This window comes from Chryseobacterium sp. SIMBA_029 (genome assembly GCF_046535275.1).
Taxonomy (GTDB): domain Bacteria; phylum Bacteroidota; class Bacteroidia; order Flavobacteriales; family Weeksellaceae; genus Chryseobacterium.
The window spans coordinates 58251-75125 of sequence record NZ_JAWRXA010000004.1; the positions used below are offsets into that span (position 1 = coordinate 58251).

Here is a 16875-nt window from a genome sequence, read left to right on the forward strand (position 1 = left end):
TACAGAAAATAGTGATATTTGGGTCAATCTTTTTTAAAGTTCAGTTGTGTAAGAATTTAACGTCTGGGAGAAAATATTATTATCAATGTTTTGAAAGCCTATTCCAAAATTTCCACAGAATTTTTTGAAATTACCAAAATCTGGCAAATTATTAAGAAAAATTGGATGTTCTAAATATCTACCTTTTCCAGAAGCGACTATTGTACCATCATTTTCAGTATTACATTCTTCAATTCTAAAATAACACCACAAATAATAATTTTTAATTTTATTTTCAGTTTTTCCAACAATTAAAAACAGATATTATCCTTTGAATTTCGTACAGATTTTTTAGTTGTGTATACCCAGTTTAAAATTTGTATTCTGTCATCAAGTCTAATGTCAGAGACTAATGAATTAAAATTGGTTTCTTCAGCTGGAAAGGTTTTAAGTTTATCTGCGTTATGATACTGAATAAAAAGTTTAGGATTGGTCATTAGTGTAAAATTTGTGTTTTGATCAATACATTTAATTAAGTTAAAATGTATTTTCGTAAAAATATAAATTATAAATCAGATAAAAAACAAAAATCTGCTTCCAAAGGAAACAGATTGTACATCATCAAAGTAATTCTGACTTAGTTATTCGTTACCGAAAGCTTTACTTCAATATTATTTCTTGTTGCATTAGAATACGGACAGATCTGATGCGCTTTTTCAGTTAGTTCCTGTGCTTCTTCGATGGATACTCCCGGAATATTTACATCCAGTTCTGCAGCCAATCCGAATCCGCCATTTTCCAGTTGTCCGATGCTTATTTTAGCTACTACAGTAGTTTCACCAGTTTTTGTTTTCGATAAACTGATGACCCTGTTCAGGGCACTGTCAAAACATGCTGAATATCCTGCTGCGAAAAGCATTTCAGGATTGGCAAAATCATCATTGGCACCGCCTAAGGCTTTTGGCATTTTTACTTCAAGATCCAAAACTCCATTTTCACTTTTTACCTGACCATTTCTTCCGCCTGTAGCGGTAACACTTGTAGTGTATAATGTTTTCATATTTTATTTTTTTATTTTGCTTACTATTTTTTGAATGTTTTCTTTCAGTTGTACCAGATCTTCAGGTTCAACATCTATCTTTTCCAGAATTTTACCCGGGATTTCACAAGCCTTTGTCTGTAACTCCCTCCCTGACTCTGAAAGAAATGCCTCTACGACTCTTTCATCTTCTTTATTTCTTTTCCTTACGATAAATCCTTTTGCTTCTAGTCTTTTAAGAAGTGGAGTAAGGGTTCCGCTGTCGAGGAAAAGCTGATCACCAATATGGCTGACGGTAAGACCGTCATTTTCCCAAAGGACCATCATCACAAGATATTGAGGATACGTGATATCCAACTCATCAAGAAAAGGACGGTATAATCCGGTGATCTCCTTTGCAATCACATACAACGGAAAGCAGATCTGATTTTCTAATTTGGGAGTTTTTAAATTTTCCATAAGAGTAGGGCAAGTCTTCTACAGACTTTATTTTTTAATAATGAATTCTTCCATAGGAACGCGGACTTTTTTCATCGTTGAAAGCCAGTCTTTCTCTTCATCTCTGTATCCCAGATACAGTAAGCTTACACTTTTCAATCCTAATTCTTTAAGACCAAGAATCTGATCCACCACTTCATTGCTGAAACCTTCTGCCGGCGTACTGTCGATTTTTAATTCAGCAGCCTGAGCCATCGCTAATCCTAATGAAATATAGGTCTGACGGGCAGTGTGTGCAAAATGTTGTTCCGGTGTCTGGGCATTGTACATTTCTTTGATCTTATCGGTATAACTTCCGAAACGTCCTCTTGGAAGTTCTCTTACGTCCGTATGATGATCGTATACTTTATCAATCTTTTCGTTAGAATAATGATCCCAAGCAGCAAATACCAAAACGTGGGAAGAATCTCTCATGACTTCAGGATTTAATGCTCCCTGAACCATTTTTTCCTTTAATTCCTGATTTTCAACTACGATCACTCGGAATGGCTGAAGTCCTGAGGAAGTAGGAGCAAGCCTTGCTGCTTCTAAAATAGTATATAGATCTTTTTCTGATACTTTTTTTGTTGGGTCATATGCTTTTACCGCATGTCTCCAGTTTAAGTCTTCTAATAATGACATTGTTTATATTTTTTTATTGATATGTAAAATAATTTTCTGAGCATATTTCTCAGATGTAAATAATATCGCAAAGATAGTGCCAAATTAAATTGTGTACAATTTAATTTTATAAAATGCTATAATTGATTTAATCAATTATAATTGACAAGGTTTTATTTTATTATTTGAAGTGAGATAATAAAACAACAGTATTGTTGTTTTATTATTATTTATTTATCTTTGCCTCTTTATAATACCTTTTTACGCATGGATAATACTTGGAAAAGAAAATTTGGTTTTTTATGGATGGGCCAGTTTTTCTCTTTGATCAGCAGTTCTGCAGTAGGATTTGCAATCATCATATGGCTGAGTCTTCAAACAGGTTCTGCGGAAGTACTTGCTTATGCTGCTATTGCCGGTTTATTGCCACAAGCATTAATAGGACCTTTTGCCGGTGTGTATGTTGATCGATGGGACAGGAAAAAAACAATGATGTTGGCAGATGGTGGTATTGCTGGCTGTACCTTACTAATGTCTATCAGCTTTTATCTGGGGTATGAAAATCTTGAACTCATCTATCTGATGCTCGGATTACGTTCTGTAGGGTCAGCATTTCATATGCCGGCACTGCAGGCGTCTATACCTTTATTGGCACCCCAATCAGAATTATTACGAATTGCCGGAATCAACCAGATTATAAAATCTATTTCCAATATTGCAGGACCTGCACTTGGGGCTTTGGCAATAGGATTATTATCGATTGGCAATGTATTGCTATTAGATATTGCAGGAGCAGCGATTGCTATTTTTTCACTGTTTTTTATCTCCATTCCTTCCCAAAATGAAGAAACTAAACCCCGACCAGATATAGTTCAGGTATGGCAGGATATGAAAATTGGTTTGGGGGAAGTTCTTAGAAATAGAGGGTTGTCTTTTCTTTTTTTATACTCTATTATTGCCGGATTTTGCATTATGCCGATCTCGGTATTATTTCCATTAATGACTATTGAACATTTTCATGGAGGTAAATTTGAAATGAGTATCATTGAAACAACCTGGGGAATGGGTATGTTGATAGGAGGAGGGCTGTTAGGAATCTGGAAATCGGGTATCCGGAAGGTGATTATTGTAAATATATCACATCTCCTTATTGGCGCTGCATTTCTTTGGTCCGGGTGGTTATCAGAACAAAGTTTTCTGTTTTTTACAGTACTTACAGGTATTGGAGGTATTGCCGGATCTTTTTACAGTGCCGGATTTACAGCTATAGTACAGGAAGAAATTCCTCCAGGACTTCTGGGCCGTGTATTTTCTATGTATTTCAGTATAGAAGTGTTGCCTACTATGCTGGGATTGGTATGTACTGGTTTTGTGGCAGATACAATAGGAGTGAATTTTACTTTTATCATTCTTGGATTTATTATTTTCCTGGTAGGAATAGCTTCTTTTATGACTCCTTCTTTAATGAATTTAAACAAATCAAAAGATTAAGTAAATAGATTTTTTATTTAGAATAGTAGTGTCTGAGCTAAGTGATAACTAAATGTAAAAAAACTGCTAAGTAATTAAGATAAGGATTTTAAGATTTTATTTAAAAATTACTTCGGATCAGTAATCTGCTTAATAATATTCGTGTTATTCTCAATGCCAATATTGAATTTTTTTCCTTTCTGAAGGCTCTGATTGAGCTTCTCCAAAAGAGAGGTATAGGAAGCATTTTTTTTCGATAGGTAAAAAACCTGCGGGCTTATTCCGATAGAAATACGCAGGAATTCCTTCGGATGATCGGGGTCTTCCGAAATCTGGCTTATGGTTGCTTTGTTGTACCATGTTAAGTCCTGCAAATTTGCATTAGCTGAACTCCCGGAGCAAGATGTTATCATAAATAAGAATAGTATATAGGTCCATGCTTTCATAAAAAAGTGTTATTGATAAACAGCTTCTGCCAATATAAGAATAAAAAAGACAGAAGCTGTTTTATAGGTTATAATGAATTAAAATCCACAACTTGATACATCAGGAGCCGGTGAAGGAGAACATCCTGACAATAATGAAAATGTAGTGAGTACACAATTCGTATTGATATAATTATTGTCATACAGTAAAGAACCGGCCGGACTTCTGTAATACACATTTCCTGCAGTGTTTGCATAAGAAGATACAGATGCAGATCCACAAGACGTATTGATGCATGCATTTCTCCAGGCAGTATCCGTTACAGGTCCGCTGGCGAAAAGGGAAGGGTCAATAATTCTTTTTTCAGTAACTCCCGCAGAATTTTTAAAGCTTACTAATAAAGCTACATGATAACTCCATGCTACACAACAGGTACCGGTAGATGCCTTTAGATTTCCGTATACAAACTGCTTTTCGCTGTCGTATCCATTGTTGATTAAGATCTGTCTCATTTTGTGAGCTCTTGCATAACATCCGTCCACAGGATATCTGAATGTAATACAAGGTGATGAAGCCGTTGTCGTTCCGCAAGACTGGCTTTTAATCTGCGCAAACAGACTGTTTAAGGTAGCCAGATCAGGAATAACACTGGTTAATTTGCTGGTCTCAGTGCGTACTTCCTTAGTTAATGCAGATTTGAAATATGCCACATCTTCCTCAGTTCCTTTTTCAACCTTCGCGATGGTAGTCGTGTTAGGGATGATGTAAACATGGACAGGTGATTCATCTTTTACAGCCTGTCTGATGATGTCGATGTACTTTTGATTTTCCTTGGTGGATTCAATAGTATAAAACTGGGCCGTTACAATAAATGAAACTTTCAGTTTTCCTTTTTCATCGTCTATCCCTACCGGAACAGTCTTTCCAATGTCTTTCAAAGCGATATTAGCTTCTTTGCTGGTTAAATTAGGATCCTGATTGGCACTAGAATCCGAGCAGGCAGTAGATGACAAAATCGTCACAAATGCCATCATTGATAAAAAAAAGTTTCTCATGATTATTATATTTAGTGATTAATGGTGTGTTTCTTTGGTTATGGTTTTTTAGGTGTAATGGGAGTTTGCATAAATTTTTTAATGGTGTGTTGTTTTCATAATACTTCACTTTTGTGTGATATTAAATGTAAATAAAAATTCTATATAAATGATAAGATTTTAGTAAAAAATTAATAAATTCAGTTTTATGAAGGGTCAGAATACATAAAAATCCTGCCACTAAAAGCGGCAGGGTTGATATTATTTTTTTAAGTTTCCTTTTATGTATTCACTAATTCAGCGCCAAAAACATCTGCAAAATGTTTTCTGATCATTGCTTTCAGGTGATCAACTTCTTCAGGAGTAAGCTCTCTTTCAAGTTCTCTTTTCACCGATGTCACCTGTTTATCTTTGATTCCGCAGGGAATTATATATTCGAAATACCGCATATCTGTATTTACATTCAAGGCAAAACCGTGCAGTGTTACCCAACGGGAAGCTTTTACACCCATGGCACAGATCTTTCTGGCATAAGGTTTTCCTACATCCAGCCAGACTCCGGTTTCTCCCGGGGAGCGTTCACCTTTAAGACCAAATTCCGCAATGGCTCTGATAATCACTTCTTCCAGATTTCTCATATATAAATGGATATCGGTGAAGAAATTTTCAAGATCCAGAATAGGGTAGCCAACGATCTGTCCAAAACCATGATAAGTGATGTCACCACCACGGTTAACTTTCACGAAAGTAGCATCAATCTCCTTTAATTGATCGATTCCGGCCAGCATATTTTCTTCATGACCGCTTTTTCCTAATGTATAAACATGGGGATGTTCCACTAAAAGAAAATGATTGGAGGTGGTATGATGTTCTTCAGCAGGCAGATTCCGGTTTTGTATTTTGGTATCGATAATCCCTTTCATCAGCTGTTCCTGATAATCCCATGCGGGTTGATATTCTTTGATCCCTAAATCTTCAAATGCTACTACTTTATTGGGGTTTGTATTCATATGGCAGGTCGTTTTCTTTAATGGCTATGTAAATCGTGATTTCATACCATTTTTTTGACATACAAATTTAGTGAATTTTAGCCTTTTATTGAATTAATAAAATCTATGGCCGTATTCTTCCAATCTTTATCTTTCAGGAGGATGTTAACGAAAGCTGTTCCGATGATACCTCCGGCTGCTTTTTCAGTGACATTTTCAAAGTCCTGCTTAGATTGTATCCCAAAACCGATCATTACAGGATTCTTTAAAGGAAAAGCTGCCAATCTTGAAAGGTATTCCTCGTTTTTCAAAACGGCATTACTATTTCCGGTGGTAGATGAGGAGCTTACCGCATACAAAAATCCGGAACTGAGAGAATCCAGGTATAGAATTCTGTCGTCAGCTGTTTCAGGCGTTACCAGAAAGGTGAAATTAAGATGATATTTTTCTAAAATTTTCTGATAATTCTTTTCAAATTCAATAGGAGGTAAATCGGGGATAATTAAACCGGAAACTCCACTTTCAGAACACTCTCTACAGAAATTTTCAAATCCAAAGCTCAAAACAGGATTGATATATCCCATTAAAATAACCGGAATTTTAATTTCATTTTTTATGGATTTTAACTGGGAAAGAAGTTTCTCGATCGTCATTCCGTTTTGTAAGGCCAATTCATGAGCTTTTTGAATAACGGGCCCATCTGCAACCGGATCAGAATAAGGCATTCCGATTTCCATCATATCCGCCCCGGAATCCTGAATAAGCCGTATGATATCTGCTGTATCTTCCAATTGTGGAATACCTGCCGTAAAGTATATGTTGAGTTTTTTCATATTTTTAAAAAATTTAGTAAAAGTCCGACTGCGTTTTGAGTTAGCATCAAAATAAATAAGAGACAAATCAACACTATTATATTAAGTACTATTTTCTTTCTCCGAAAATGGAAATCGATCGCTAAGCTTTTAATGATAGCAATTAATTTCTCTTTATTCATAAACAGGACAATGAAGATCAGAATCTGATAGGTAATTGCATTTGCCATTGCTCCTCTATGAACATCATAAAAATAGTCTTGTAAAATAATATTGATAAGAATGCTCGACAGTACAAAGCCTCCGACAATTCTTGTTTTTGGAATAAGAAATAATAGTGAGCCAATGATTTCAAATATTCCTAAGATAATTGCATAAGATTTTGAATAAGAATAAAATGCCCACATAATATCCATTCCTGAATAGGAGAATAAGGGTCTTGTATATACAGAAATTTCTCCGAATTGTGTAAACTTAGCACCACCATAAATACTCATGTTTAAGGATACAAAAATGACAATTGACCATTGTAAAATATTGAGAAATTCTTTCCTAGTCATTACCTATGTGTTTCAAATATGTTTCCATATCCTTGTCCCCACGGCCGCTTAAACAGATCACAACTACATCATTTTCATTGAATTTCTTTTTATCTAAAACTGCCAGAGCATGCGCACTTTCCAACGCCGGAATAATACCTTCCAGTTTTGTAAGTTCAAAAGCAGATCGAAGGGCTTCCTCATCATTGATGCTAAAAAATTCTGCTCTTTTTTCTTTAAATAAGTGAGCGTGAAATGGTCCAATTCCGGGATAATCCAAACCTGCTGAAATAGAGTGAGGTTCAATAACCTGTCCGTCCTCAGTCTGCATAACCAGACTTTTACTTCCATGTAAAACACCTAATGTTCCCAGAAATGTAGTGGCAGCAGATTTACCGGAATCTATGCCCAGCCCGCCTGCTTCAGCAGCAATGATCTTTACGTTTTCCTCATTTACAAAATGATAGAACGTTCCCGCCGCATTACTTCCGCCACCTACACAGGCAATCACATAATCCGGAGTTGAACGGCCTGTTTTTTCTTGCAGCTGCTCTCTGATTTCCTTAGAAATAATACTTTGGAATCTTGCTACCAAATCAGGGAAGGGATGGGGTCCCACCACACTTCCGATCACATAATGAGTTGTTATAGAGTTGTTGATCCAGTCTCTTAAAGCTTCATTAACAGCATCTTTCAGTGTTTTTGAACCTGAAGTAGCGGGAATGACTTCCGCACCCAGCATTTTCATTCTTGCCACATTTGGCGCCTGTCTCTGAATGTCTATTTCACCCATATAAACGATACATTCCAATCCCAGTAATGCACAGGCCGTTGCAGTCGCAACACCGTGTTGTCCAGCTCCTGTTTCTGCAATAATTCTGGTTTTCCCGAGACGTTTGGCCAGCAATACCTGTCCCAGAGCATTATTGATCTTATGAGCACCGGTATGGTTGAGGTCTTCTCTTTTCAGATAAATGGTTGTTCCGTATTTCTTGCTCAGATTTTGGGCAAGGTAGAGTGGAGTGGCACGTCCTACATAATCTTTAAGCAGGTTTTGATATTCATGCTGGAAATCTTCAGATTCAATGATTTCAAGATAGTTGTTTTTCAGTTCTTCTACGTTCGGATAGAGCATTTCGGGAATGAAGGCACCTCCAAATTCTCCATAATATCCGTGTTCGTCGGGATTTTTATAATTCATTTCTTTTTTTATTGTATTAAATAAGCTTTATTGGTAGAATCGAGATGATTCAGTATTGCTTTTCTCTCTTCGGATGCATTGAAAATTAAAATATCATCATCTTCGCTATCCATCCAGTCAGAACCATTTTTTTCCTGTATTTCTTTTGCTTTGTTATATAAAATAGGGATCTGGCATTTTTCATAAAAAATACGTAATTCAGAAACACAGAATCCAATGACATCTCTGTTTCTTTGAACGCTGTTTTCAATAAAATAGTAAACCAGTTTTTTGCCATATCCTCTATCTTTTTCAGCGGAAACAAGGCCGACAGCTTCTGCAAAATGATATTTTTTACCGGAAATCTCGAGTACAAAATCAAAATTAAGCCGGATAAGAGCCCGTATTTCTTCCATGGAATCAAGAAGAAGATGAAACTCAGACTGGATGAAAAAATCACGGAAATCCTTTGACGTCATGGTGTTCCATGCTGAAATGTTCCATAACTTCAGAATATTCTGTATTTCAGTTTCCGTTAATTCGTCCGGTTTTTTAATCTGGTAATGCATCGGTTAAATTTTTTATAAAAGCCATATTATAATCAAACTGCTGCTTGGTAATCAGTTTTTTCTCATACAGGAGCTTGATTTTATCTGCTACATTCACTAAAGTGTCTTTATCTAATTTTGAATTGTACATAGTAACTGCAATCTCAAGATTGTCAATTAAAAAATAAGAATCCAGATTTTCGTAGGCCAGGAAAATTTTAGCATAAATGTTTCCAAAATCATACGTTATATTGGCCTTTACCAGAGGATCTAAAAACTTATCGGATATAATAACCAAGTAATAGCTGTTCCATAAATTAATCGTTTTGAAAAAATACTCGATATCAGTTTCATTATAAATTTTAATAATATTAATGAATTGAGATAATAATCCGTCTATTTCCCAATGTTCGACTTTATTCTCATTTTGAGAGACAAAATTGTATAAAGTTTGGATTCTTTCATTTTCAAATTTTGGTGGAAATAATGTTTTATAAAATGTTTTTTTAAGTTGGTGTATATTCATCATTGTCAGTCTACGTTTTTGCGAAAAGTCTTTTTACATACTTTTCATTATCGAAAAATTGTGTTTGAATTTTTTTATTTTGTCTACGTCTTTTATTCCTGCTTTTATTTCAAATTTTGAATTGATATCTAATGCAAAAGGCTGTTGCCTTAAGTTTTTTATATGTTCTACATTATCTTCGGAAATGCCGCCGCTTAAAAAATAAGGTACTGGAATTTCAAATTCATTCAGAAAATTCCAGTCGAATTGTTTTCCCGTTCCGCCGAAATCTTTTGAATCAGTATCAAATAGGTAATAATCAATGGCAGATGATTGATGGCTGATGGTTTTTTCAATCATACGGATCACTTCCTGTTTTTCACTTCCTATTCTGATTACTTTGATCAATTGAACGCTGGAATCCAGTTTTTCTTTTAATTCATCAATAAAAATTTCATTTTCATCACCGTGAAGCTGAACAAAATTCAAATTCGCTTTTTGAACAATTTCTGTGATAGTATGAAGATCTTCATTAACGAAAACGCCCACTTTTCCCTGGTGATCAATGGTTGACAGATCTTCTGCATTCAGATGATTCAATACATATCTTGGTGATTTCTTATAAAAAATAAATCCAAGAAAATCCGTGCCCATAGAAATTAATTCCTGGACCTGATCGAGCTGTGTCAGCCCGCAGACCTTTAATTTAGGTGATTTTGTATTGATCATCTGTTGTGTCATGGCTATATTGCTTTGCTTGTGAATTCTTCAAATGCTTGGGCGGGATCTGAATTTTTCATAAAATATTCGCCCATCAAAAACCCGTCAAATCCTTTTTCTTTTAAATAATGGAAGTCTTCCAGAGAATAAATTCCACTTTCGGCAACAGATAAAGTATTCTTTGGCAGTTTGTTTTTCAGTTGAATAGAATGCTGGAGGTCAACTTTGAAATCTTTTAAATTCCTGTTGTTAATTCCCACAAGATCTATTTCGGAATGGTAATGAGCAAGCTCTTCTTCAGTGTGAATCTCCAGTAAAACTTCCATTCCCAATTCATGAGCAAGTACGGTGAACTCCTGAACCTGGCCAGGAGAAAGGCAGGCGGCAATTAATAACACCGCATCAGCACCCATACTTTTTGCTTCATAAAACTGGTATTCATCCACCATGAAATCTTTTCGGAGGATAGGAATACTGGTCTCTTTCCGAACAGTGATAATGTCTTCAAAGCTTCCTCCGAAAAAATCTTTGTCGGTGAGAATGGAGATTCCGCTTGCTCCGAAGTTTTCATATGCTTTTGCCACCTCCAAAGGGGAAACCGTATTATTAATGATTCCTTTTGATGGGGATTGTCTTTTAAACTCAGCGATGATCCCGGTCTTATTTTGTATAGATTCTTGTAAAGAGAATTTTTTTCTGTCAAAAAACTCTGAACCTTTTAATTGCTCGACAGAGATTTTTGACTTCGAAAAAGCAATTTCTTCTTTTTTTCTTTCTATAATAGTGTCTAATATTGTCATTGAAGTGTTTTTTTATTCTATTCACGAAATGCATTACATTTCATTATCAATGGAGTAGTGCTTCAAGGCTTTTTAAGGCTTTTCCGCTTTGTAAACTCTCCTGTGCCATCAACAGGCAGTCATCATAGCTTCCGAATTTATGGGTGTAATAAAGCGCAACCGCTGCATTCGCTTGTACAACAGAGTTTTGCTGCACTGTCCCTTTTCCTTCCAAGATATTCCGGAATATTTTTGCGGATTCCTGAGGTGTTTCTCCTGCTTCAATACTTTTATGGCTTACAGGATCAAAACCAAGATCTTCGGCAGAGTAAATTTCCTCGCCCTTTTTTGTAATAATCTTGCTGTCGTGGGTAAGACTTATCTCATCATATCCATCCAGTCCGTGAACCAAAATGAAGTCTCTGTCATCTTTTTGTAACAAATACTGATAGATCCGGGCAATTTCCAGGTTATAGACTCCAATCACTGAAAACTGCGGTTTTGCAGGATTTACCAACGGACCTAACAGGTTGAAAAATGTTCTTAACCCCAGAGATCTTCTCAATAAACCGACAGATTGAAGGGCCGGGTGAAAGTAGGGCGCATGCAAAAAGCAGATATTGGCTTTTTCCAGTTCTTCATTCAACTGATCGGAATCATTTTTAAACTGATAACCTAGCTCTTCCAGCACATTGGACGAACCCGTAATGGTTGAGGCTCCATAATTTCCGTGTTTGGTTACTTTTTGTCCCGCTCCCGCCACTACAAAACTAGCCAGTGTTGAAATGTTGATGGTGTTTTTGCCATCTCCTCCGGTTCCTACAATGTCCAGTGCATCAGCGGCATCTAATTGTACGGAAACGGCCATTTGCAGCAAGGCTTCCCTGAAACCTTCCAGTTCTTTCAGGGTAATGCTTCGCATCAGGAAAATACTGATGAAAGCCGTTACTTCTGTCGCGTTGAACTTATTCTGCGCGATCTCAATCATAATAGCCTTAGCCTCAGATTTGGATAAGGTATGATGATTAAACAGGTATTCCAGGATTTCTTTCATTTGAGGAGTTTTTATGGTGGTTGAGGGTGTTTGCATGAGGTTGGAATTTAATGTAAAAGGAAATTTCTAATAATCACTTCTCCTTCGGGAGTCAAAATACTTTCGGGGTGGAACTGAACGCCATGTACGTCATAAGTTTTATGCTGCAGAGCCATGATCATTCCGTCTTTGTCAACAGCGGTAATTTCCAGTTCTGTAGGGAAATCCTCACGGTTGACCGCCCAGCTATGATATCTGCCGGCTTCGAAGCCACTTGACAAATTTTTAAAAAGCTTAGTGTCGTCTTTTACCAGTTCAGTTGAGGTAGCCACTCCATGGAAGATCTCGGAAAGATTGATCAGACTTCCTCCAAAAGCTTCAGCAATTGCCTGTTGTCCCAGACATACACCCAATATACTTTTGGTAGGTGCATATTTTTTGATAAGATCTAATAATATTCCAGCTTCCTCAGGAATTCCGGGGCCTGGAGACAGTATTATTTTGTCGTATTGATCAACTTCTTCCAGAGTAATTTTATCATTTCTTACGACATCTACTTTTTGATTCAGAATTCTTTCAATGATCTGAACAAGGTTGTAGGTAAAACTGTCATAATTGTCGAAAACTAAGACTTTGGATGCTGATGGTTCTATCGTATTTTTCATTTCTTGCTGCTTTGTGTATTAGTATCCTATTTTTTCTGCTTTTTCTACGGCTTTCTTAAGCGCGTTGAGTTTGTTATTCACTTCCTGCAATTCACTTTCCGGATTTGATTTGGCGACTATTCCTGCACCAGCCTGATAATACAGAGTGTTGTTTTTACTTAAAAAAGTCCTGATCATAATAGCCTGGTTGCAGGTGCCGTTCAGTCCTATCATCCCGATACATCCGCCATAATACCCACGGGAATCTTTCTCGTATTGGTTAATCAGCTGAAGGGCTTTATGTTTCGGCGCTCCGCTTAACGTTCCCTGAGGGAAAGTCGCTGAAACCATTTCTAAAGGATTAATATCTTCCGGAAGATCGGCCGTTACTTCACTTACCATATGGATGACGTGAGAGAAAAGCTGAATCTCTTTCAGTTTTGTAACCGTAACATTTTTTCCGAGTTTTCCAAGGTCATTTCTTGCCAGATCTACCAGCATGGTGTGTTCTGCATTTTCTTTAGGATCGTGTTTTAAAGCTTCTGCAGCCTCAAGATCAGTTTCCAGATGTCCCGTTCTTTTAAATGTTCCCGCAATAGGATGGATAATAGCCTGGTTGTTTTTAATGATTAACTGGCTTTCGGGACTAGAACCGAATAATTTGTAATTTCCATAATCAAAAAAGAAAAGATAAGGAGAAGGGTTGATGTTTCGCAAAGCACGGTAAACATTGAATTCATCACCCTGGAACTTTTGTTCAAACCTTCTGCTCAGCACCAGTTGGAAAACATCCCCTCGCATACAGTGCTTCTGAGCGGTTTTTACCAGTTCAATATACTCTTCATCAGTAATATTAGAGGTTTCATCACCCGTTTTTTCAAAAGGGTAGATCACCGAATTTTTATTTTTAATTAAATTTTCCAAAAGATGAAGATCGGATTTCACCCCTTCCATCTGGTTCTCGATGATGTGCATCTCGTCATTATAATGATTAATGGCAATAACGTATTGGTATAATCTGTATCGAAGAATAGGGATCTCTACTTCCGGGCTCTGTGCTTTTAATGTAACATTTTCAAAGAACTGTACTGCTTCAAAGCTGGTATATCCGAAAAGGCTTTGGGCAGTTTCTTCAATGGAATCATTGGTCTTTTCGCACTCAAACATATTGCTGAACTCTGCAAATACATCTGTAATGGTATTATCAATGATAAACTGTTTAACCGGTTCAGAATTGGGTAGTTTTATTTCAAACTCTTTAAGGTTTTTAATTTCAATTCCTGCCACAGCATTGATTGCAATGAAAGAAAAATTGTTATCAATATTTTTAGAATCCGAGCTCTCCAAAAGAATCGTATCTCTGAATTTATCGCGGATCTGAAGGTAAATATTCATTGGAGTCTGCAGATCTCCCAATGTCTTCTTTGATACTGTTTTTATTTTTATTTTCTGATTAAGCATTTGCTGTTTATTTTTTGTTGATAGGACATAATGAAAAAGGCTCCGACGGTATCCGTCAAAGCCTTTATATATTATTGTTAATTATTTGTATTGCAAAATTAGCAACGTGACAATAACTCCAGACCCGACGAAGAGTTTGAAAGCCACCACCATGTATTGTTGCTCATTGTAAACATGTGACAAATGTAGAAAAATTTTTATGATAAAAACAAATAAAAATACAACTTAAAAAAACTTAAAGCCGGAATCATTATTTCAGCTGTGTCAATTCTTTTCTTAATTCTTCAATTTTTATTTTATTTTCTGCCTTCTCATTGAACTTGTTGTATTCCTCTAAAGCTTCAATATATTCCTTAATGAATTTTTTATTTGTTTTGTCTGTCTCATATTTAATTCTTGCAGATTCTACAGGTCCCTTTTTTTCGTATTCCAGCAGCACTTTTCCTTCTTCAGACTGGTAGTAAAGAATCACAATGTTTTTCTCATATCCCGGAATGTACTTCACCGGAAACGCTTTTTCAACCTGCGGAATTCTGATGGCATTTTCGATAGGGTAGATGGCCGCTGTTGTAGTTGAAAAAAAGGTGTCGACATATTTCCCATCCTGTTTCTTGACGATAGCTTCATAATCATGGATGTACTGCTCATTCAGGGTCGAATTTGTTTCAGTATCAGACGTTATAACTGCTGTACTCTCAACTCCATATGTGTTCAGGAACCATGCGTTTAAAAATTCTCCTGCCAATCCGTTCAGAATGGCCAGCGGAATAATAGGAATAAGTAACCATGCCTTTCTCATTGCCTTAGAAAGCATACCAAAAAATACAAAAAGAATAATCGTTGTATAAAAACCGTGATGGCTGGTGAAAAACAGTATTTTAGAAAGAGTTATCATCGTTTAAATTTAAAATTTTCTTTATTCATAATAAACAATAACCTTAAAATTTTCTGAAAATATAGGTAAAGTGGTCAGATGTCATCATTTCAACCATTTATTTTTTATATTTTTGCTTAAATTTTATAGAAAAAATAATGAAAAAAGTATTAGCAATTGCATTTATCGGAAGTTTATTCGTTGTAAACTGTTCTAAAAAGCCAGATCATACATTGCAAGACAGCAACACCATGCTTGAAGAGCCAGCAGCACCTACTGTAGCAGATTCTTCAGCAAAACCTGCAGCACCGGTAGCTGCGACTCCTGTAACCCCTGCTCCTGAAGCTGCTAAAACAGATTCTACAGCAAAAAAATAATGAAAAAATTCCTTTTGGCAGGAGCGTTAGGTCTTTTGATCTTTTCCTGTTCTAAAAAAGAAAATACGGCAGTAGAATCCACATCTTCTGAAACGCAATCTGTTTCAAAACCTGCGTCATCAAACCTTTCAGGTGATCAGATTATCGGAACATTAGACTGTTCAGGATGCCACTCTGCTAACGAGAGAATGATAGGACCTTCTTATAAGGAAATTGCAGAAAAATATTCGGAAAAGGATATTGACCTGCTGGCTTCCAAAATTATAGAAGGCGGAAGTGGAGTTTGGGGAAGTGTTCCTATGGCCGCCCATCCTCAGGTATCTCAAGAAGATGCAAAAAAAATGGTAGCCTATATTTTAAGTCAGAAAAAGTAAAATATGGCTATCGAAAAGTCCAGTCTGCACACAAGAAATCTGCATCGTAATCCGTATGATTTTGATCAGCTTATTTCTTGTGTGCCGGAACTGAAGCAGTATGTATTTGTGAATGCCTATCAAACGGCAACGATTAATTTCAGCCTTCCAAAGGCTGTAAAACTGCTTAATAAAGCCCTGTTGCTGCATTTTTATAATGTGCAAAACTGGGATATTCCTGATGCTAATCTTTGTCCTCCCATTCCGGGACGGGCAGATTACATACATTATATTGCCGATTTACTGGCTGAACATAATAAAGAGATCCCGACAGGAGCTTCTGTAATAGGGTTGGATATTGGAGTAGGAGCTAATCTTGTGTATCCTTTAATTGCTCACCAATCCTATGGATGGACTATGCTGGGAACGGATATCAACCGGGATTCTCTGGATAATGCAAGACAGATTTTACAGCATAATCCGAATTTATCTTCGAGTATTCAATTAAAGCAACAGCCTGATCCGGCTCATATATTTAAAAATATTATTGGCGATAAAGATCGGTTCACGTTTTCAATGTGCAATCCACCTTTTCATGATTCTGAAGAGTCTGCGATAAAAGGGAATATTAGAAAAACAAAGAATCTTAACAAATCAAAGACTCAGAAAGCTCATCTTAATTTTGGTGGTCAGCAATCCGAATTATGGTGTGAAGGAGGTGAATTGGCCTTTATCACAAGAATGATTCATGAAAGTGCTTTGTATTCATCACAGGTACTTTGGTTTACGTGTTTAGTTTCTAAAAAAGATAATCTGCACCCACTGACCTCACTTTTAAAGAAAATTAAAGCAATAGAATTCAAAACAATTGATATGGCCCAGGGTCAAAAAATAAGCAGAATATTAGCCTGGACGTTTATTCCTCAGCAAGATCGGAAGATTGTGATGTAAAGTGAATGGTTAATTTTGCTTTACAAGTCAGTGGTCAATCAATATCAGAGTAAACAAATTCACA

The 16875-nt window shown here is 36.4% G+C and carries 21 protein-coding genes; 4 read left to right on the forward strand and 17 right to left on the reverse strand.

The genetic code is table 11. The features are described 5' to 3' along the window. Positions 1 to 616 precede the first annotated feature (616 nt). From SB679_RS08030 to SB679_RS08040, 3 genes are read right to left on the reverse strand one after another with little or no spacing between them, the layout of a single operon-like run. Complete coding sequence (locus SB679_RS08030) at positions 617 to 1039, reverse strand: organic hydroperoxide resistance protein (protein ID WP_034709550.1); 423 nt, start codon at positions 1037 to 1039, stop codon at positions 617 to 619. Between the two features lie 3 nt (positions 1040 to 1042). Next, entirely contained in the window at positions 1043 to 1477 is a 435-nt protein-coding gene (locus tag SB679_RS08035; RefSeq protein WP_410701745.1) for a MarR family winged helix-turn-helix transcriptional regulator, read from the reverse strand. 27 nt (positions 1478 to 1504) lie between these two features. Next, positions 1505 to 2137 (reverse strand): NAD(P)H-dependent oxidoreductase, encoded by a 633-nt coding sequence (locus tag SB679_RS08040; RefSeq protein WP_034709866.1) that lies wholly within the window; start codon positions 2135 to 2137, stop codon positions 1505 to 1507. A gap of 246 nt (positions 2138 to 2383) precedes the next feature. On the opposite strand from SB679_RS08040, the gene SB679_RS08045 reads away from it, so the two are divergent. Continuing rightward, positions 2384 to 3607, forward strand: a complete 1224-nt coding sequence (locus tag SB679_RS08045) for an MFS transporter (protein WP_410701746.1) — start codon at positions 2384 to 2386, stop codon at positions 3605 to 3607. 107 nt (positions 3608 to 3714) lie between these two features. Here SB679_RS08045 and SB679_RS08050 read toward each other — a convergent pair whose 3' ends face one another. The 14 genes from SB679_RS08050 to SB679_RS08115 all read right to left on the reverse strand — a co-directional run bounded on the left by SB679_RS08050 (position 3715) and on the right by SB679_RS08115 (position 15151). Continuing rightward, positions 3715 to 3999, reverse strand: coding sequence for a hypothetical protein (locus SB679_RS08050; protein ID WP_410701747.1), 285 nt, complete (start codon positions 3997 to 3999; stop codon positions 3715 to 3717). A 111-nt stretch (positions 4000 to 4110) separates the two neighbouring features. Continuing rightward, complete coding sequence (locus tag SB679_RS08055; protein WP_410701748.1) at positions 4111 to 5067, reverse strand: protein-glutamine glutaminase; 957 nt, start codon at positions 5065 to 5067, stop codon at positions 4111 to 4113. Between the two features lie 260 nt (positions 5068 to 5327). Further along, complete coding sequence (gene lipB, locus SB679_RS08060; protein ID WP_410701749.1) at positions 5328 to 6056, reverse strand: lipoyl(octanoyl) transferase LipB; 729 nt, start codon at positions 6054 to 6056, stop codon at positions 5328 to 5330. Between the two features lie 77 nt (positions 6057 to 6133). After that, a complete protein-coding gene (gene trpA / locus SB679_RS08065) occupies positions 6134 to 6868 on the reverse strand; it encodes a tryptophan synthase subunit alpha (RefSeq protein ID WP_410701750.1) in 735 nt (244 codons plus the stop codon). Continuing rightward, positions 6865 to 7407 carry a hypothetical protein gene (locus tag SB679_RS08070; protein ID WP_410701751.1) on the reverse strand — a complete coding sequence of 181 codons (543 nt, stop codon included), beginning with the start codon at positions 7405 to 7407 and terminating at the stop codon, positions 6865 to 6867. Before SB679_RS08070 ends, trpA begins: the two co-directional genes overlap by 4 nt. Next, positions 7400 to 8587, reverse strand: a complete 1188-nt coding sequence (trpB, locus tag SB679_RS08075) for a tryptophan synthase subunit beta (protein ID WP_410701752.1) — start codon at positions 8585 to 8587, stop codon at positions 7400 to 7402. Before trpB ends, SB679_RS08070 begins: the two co-directional genes overlap by 8 nt. 8 nt (positions 8588 to 8595) lie before the next feature. Next, a complete protein-coding gene (locus SB679_RS08080; protein ID WP_410701753.1) occupies positions 8596 to 9135 on the reverse strand; it encodes a hypothetical protein in 540 nt (179 codons plus the stop codon). Beyond that, positions 9119 to 9643 (reverse strand): hypothetical protein, encoded by a 525-nt coding sequence (locus SB679_RS08085; RefSeq protein ID WP_410701754.1) that lies wholly within the window; start codon positions 9641 to 9643, stop codon positions 9119 to 9121. Before SB679_RS08085 ends, SB679_RS08080 begins: the two co-directional genes overlap by 17 nt. 30 nt (positions 9644 to 9673) lie before the next feature. Then, the gene (locus SB679_RS08090; RefSeq protein ID WP_410701755.1) at positions 9674 to 10360 is read right to left on the reverse strand and encodes a phosphoribosylanthranilate isomerase; all 687 of its coding nucleotides are present in this window, start codon (positions 10358 to 10360) and stop codon (positions 9674 to 9676) included. A gap of 2 nt (positions 10361 to 10362) precedes the next feature. Beyond that, on the reverse strand, positions 10363 to 11139 hold the full coding sequence (gene trpC / locus SB679_RS08095; protein ID WP_410701756.1) for an indole-3-glycerol phosphate synthase TrpC: 777 nt from the start codon (positions 11137 to 11139) through the stop codon (positions 10363 to 10365). 46 nt (positions 11140 to 11185) lie between these two features. Further along, positions 11186 to 12172: an anthranilate phosphoribosyltransferase gene (gene trpD, locus SB679_RS08100; protein WP_410702094.1), complete on the reverse strand. Its 987-nt coding sequence runs from the start codon at positions 12170 to 12172 to the stop codon at positions 11186 to 11188. A gap of 47 nt (positions 12173 to 12219) precedes the next feature. Then, positions 12220 to 12816 (reverse strand): anthranilate synthase component II, encoded by a 597-nt coding sequence (locus SB679_RS08105; protein WP_410701757.1) that lies wholly within the window; start codon positions 12814 to 12816, stop codon positions 12220 to 12222. A gap of 18 nt (positions 12817 to 12834) precedes the next feature. Further along, positions 12835 to 14256: an anthranilate synthase component I family protein gene (locus tag SB679_RS08110; protein WP_410701758.1), complete on the reverse strand. Its 1422-nt coding sequence runs from the start codon at positions 14254 to 14256 to the stop codon at positions 12835 to 12837. 250 nt (positions 14257 to 14506) lie between these two features. Continuing rightward, positions 14507 to 15151: a hypothetical protein gene (locus SB679_RS08115; protein ID WP_410701759.1), complete on the reverse strand. Its 645-nt coding sequence runs from the start codon at positions 15149 to 15151 to the stop codon at positions 14507 to 14509. A gap of 137 nt (positions 15152 to 15288) precedes the next feature. Between SB679_RS08115 and SB679_RS08120 the strand changes: the two genes are divergently transcribed. Genes SB679_RS08120 through rlmF form a run of 3 tightly spaced genes read left to right on the forward strand, consistent with a single transcriptional unit; the run spans position 15289 to position 16811 of the window. Further along, complete coding sequence (locus tag SB679_RS08120) at positions 15289 to 15507, forward strand: hypothetical protein (protein WP_034709580.1); 219 nt, start codon at positions 15289 to 15291, stop codon at positions 15505 to 15507. Beyond that, the gene (locus SB679_RS08125; RefSeq protein ID WP_410701760.1) at positions 15507 to 15881 is read left to right on the forward strand and encodes a c-type cytochrome; all 375 of its coding nucleotides are present in this window, start codon (positions 15507 to 15509) and stop codon (positions 15879 to 15881) included. The genes SB679_RS08120 and SB679_RS08125 overlap by 1 nt, the downstream gene beginning before the upstream one ends. A gap of 3 nt (positions 15882 to 15884) precedes the next feature. Next, on the forward strand, positions 15885 to 16811 hold the full coding sequence (gene rlmF, locus SB679_RS08130) for a 23S rRNA (adenine(1618)-N(6))-methyltransferase RlmF (protein ID WP_410701761.1): 927 nt from the start codon (positions 15885 to 15887) through the stop codon (positions 16809 to 16811). Positions 16812 to 16875 lie beyond the last annotated feature (64 nt).

What these genes read in the sequence shown, in the direction of transcription:
- SB679_RS08045 (WP_410701746.1), top strand. Translation starts at nt 2,384, where the DNA reads ATGGATAATACTTGGAAAAGAAAATTTGGTTTTTTATGGATGGGCCAG.
- SB679_RS08125 (WP_410701760.1), top strand. Translation starts at nt 15,507, where the DNA reads ATGAAAAAATTCCTTTTGGCAGGAGCGTTAGGTCTTTTGATCTTTTCC.
- SB679_RS08090 (WP_410701755.1), bottom strand. Translation starts at nt 10,360, where the DNA reads ATGACACAACAGATGATCAATACAAAATCACCTAAATTAAAGGTCTGC.
- SB679_RS08105 (WP_410701757.1), bottom strand. Translation starts at nt 12,816, where the DNA reads ATGAAAAATACGATAGAACCATCAGCATCCAAAGTCTTAGTTTTCGAC.
- lipB (WP_410701749.1), bottom strand. Translation starts at nt 6,056, where the DNA reads ATGAATACAAACCCCAATAAAGTAGTAGCATTTGAAGATTTAGGGATC.
- SB679_RS08115 (WP_410701759.1), bottom strand. Translation starts at nt 15,151, where the DNA reads ATGATAACTCTTTCTAAAATACTGTTTTTCACCAGCCATCACGGTTTT.
- SB679_RS08055 (WP_410701748.1), bottom strand. Translation starts at nt 5,067, where the DNA reads ATGAGAAACTTTTTTTTATCAATGATGGCATTTGTGACGATTTTGTCA.
- SB679_RS08120 (WP_034709580.1), top strand. Translation starts at nt 15,289, where the DNA reads ATGAAAAAAGTATTAGCAATTGCATTTATCGGAAGTTTATTCGTTGTA.
- SB679_RS08035 (WP_410701745.1), bottom strand. Translation starts at nt 1,477, where the DNA reads ATGGAAAATTTAAAAACTCCCAAATTAGAAAATCAGATCTGCTTTCCG.
- SB679_RS08040 (WP_034709866.1), bottom strand. Translation starts at nt 2,137, where the DNA reads ATGTCATTATTAGAAGACTTAAACTGGAGACATGCGGTAAAAGCATAT.
- SB679_RS08110 (WP_410701758.1), bottom strand. Translation starts at nt 14,256, where the DNA reads ATGCTTAATCAGAAAATAAAAATAAAAACAGTATCAAAGAAGACATTG.
- SB679_RS08050 (WP_410701747.1), bottom strand. Translation starts at nt 3,999, where the DNA reads ATGATAACATCTTGCTCCGGGAGTTCAGCTAATGCAAATTTGCAGGAC.
- trpC (WP_410701756.1), bottom strand. Translation starts at nt 11,139, where the DNA reads ATGACAATATTAGACACTATTATAGAAAGAAAAAAAGAAGAAATTGCT.
- SB679_RS08030 (WP_034709550.1), bottom strand. Translation starts at nt 1,039, where the DNA reads ATGAAAACATTATACACTACAAGTGTTACCGCTACAGGCGGAAGAAAT.
- SB679_RS08080 (WP_410701753.1), bottom strand. Translation starts at nt 9,135, where the DNA reads ATGCATTACCAGATTAAAAAACCGGACGAATTAACGGAAACTGAAATA.
- trpD (WP_410702094.1), bottom strand. Translation starts at nt 12,172, where the DNA reads ATGAAAGAAATCCTGGAATACCTGTTTAATCATCATACCTTATCCAAA.
- trpB (WP_410701752.1), bottom strand. Translation starts at nt 8,587, where the DNA reads ATGAATTATAAAAATCCCGACGAACACGGATATTATGGAGAATTTGGA.
- SB679_RS08070 (WP_410701751.1), bottom strand. Translation starts at nt 7,407, where the DNA reads ATGACTAGGAAAGAATTTCTCAATATTTTACAATGGTCAATTGTCATT.
- rlmF (WP_410701761.1), top strand. Translation starts at nt 15,885, where the DNA reads ATGGCTATCGAAAAGTCCAGTCTGCACACAAGAAATCTGCATCGTAAT.
- trpA (WP_410701750.1), bottom strand. Translation starts at nt 6,868, where the DNA reads ATGAAAAAACTCAACATATACTTTACGGCAGGTATTCCACAATTGGAA.
- SB679_RS08085 (WP_410701754.1), bottom strand. Translation starts at nt 9,643, where the DNA reads ATGATGAATATACACCAACTTAAAAAAACATTTTATAAAACATTATTT.